The organism is Bradyrhizobium sp. 164, assembly GCF_023073715.1.
In the GTDB taxonomy this organism is placed as follows: domain Bacteria; phylum Pseudomonadota; class Alphaproteobacteria; order Rhizobiales; family Xanthobacteraceae; genus Bradyrhizobium.
The window spans coordinates 1-1,362 of the sequence record NZ_JADPKA010000024.1 but is presented as its reverse complement, the minus strand read 5'-3'; the positions used below and the strand labels follow the sequence as shown (position 1 = coordinate 1,362).

Sequence of the window (1,362 nt, the reverse complement as noted above, 5' to 3'; positions counted from 1 at the left end):
GGTCCAAACCGGCTACATGGGTAACAGACTAGACCGGCGACATGGGTAACAGGTCAACTATTCGGCAAGGAGGGCTTGCCGATGGCTTGGAAGGAGACCTGTGCCGTGAGTGAGCGGATGGAGTTTGTGGTGGCGGTTCGAAAGGGCGAGGAAGCATTTGCAATGATCTGCCGGCGGTTCGGCGTGAGCCGCCGGATTGGCTACAAATGGCTTACGCGTTTCGAGACGGAAGGACCTGCGGGCCTGGAAGATCGCTCACGAGCTCCACGGCACCACCCGCAATCGATTGCAGGCGACATTGCTGAGCGATGCCTTGCAGTGCGGCGTGCGCATCCGACTTGGGGTCCTTTGAAGGTGCGGGCCTATCTGGAACGGGCCGCGCCGAAGACGGACTGGCCGGCGGCGAGCACGATCGGAGAGCTGTTCGACCGAGAGGGGCTGACGGTCAAGCGTCGACTGCGACGGCGTGGACCGCCGTCGAGCGCGCCTTTTGCCGATTGCCAGGAGGCCAACGATATCTGGTGCATCGACTTCAAGGGCTGGTTCTTGACCGGTGACGGCAAGCGATGCGAACCACTGACGATCACCGATGCATACAGTCGCTATCTTCTGCGCTGCCAGGCGCTTCCCCGAACGGACACCGAGCATGTCTGGCCTGTGCTCGATGCGGCCTTCCGCGAGTTCGGCCTTCCCCACTACCTGCGATCGGACAATGGCTCTCCGTTTGCCTCGGTCGGCGCTGGCGGATTGTCGAGAATGTCGGTCAACCTGATCAAGGCTGGGGTGATACCGGAACGCATTACTCCCGGGAAGCCGCAGCAGAACGGCCGTCACGAGCGCATGCATCTTACCCTGTTGCAGGACGCGGCAAGTCCACCGGCGCGCAGCCTGCGTGAGCAGATCAAGCAACTGCGCCAGTTCCAGCACACCTATAACCACGAACGCCCACACGAGTCTCTCGACAACGCTACACCTGCGGATCGCTACAAAGCGTCACCGCGTCGCTTCGATGGGATCCTACGCTCCCCCGAGTATGGCGATCAGGACATTCGCTGGGTCCGACGCAACGGAGAGATCAAGCTCGATGGCAAGTTCGTCTACATCAGCGCGGCATTGTCCGGCGAGCCCGTAGGCTTGGTGGCGTCCGAGGATGGCCAAACGGTCACCTACGGCCCGGTCACGCTCGGCACCATTGCTTATCGGGCGGATCAATTAAGAACGCCAAAGCGCTGTGGACCTTGGGGACAACGCTGCGCGTTGCCCCCAGGGTCCACAGCCCCAACAACAGCAGGCCTGAACGAAACGAGAATTGTGTTACCCATGTCGTCGGTTTGAACTGTTACCCATGTCGCCGGTTGCTCA

General features: G+C 61.2%; 1 pseudogene. It reads left to right on the top strand.

Features of this window, described 5'->3' with window-relative positions:
- Nucleotides 1-81: 81 nt before the first annotated feature.
- Nucleotides 82-1,194, top strand: a pseudogene (locus IVB01_RS07850) (IS481 family transposase); the annotation flags it as partial.
- Nucleotides 1,195-1,362: the final 168 nt, after the last annotated feature.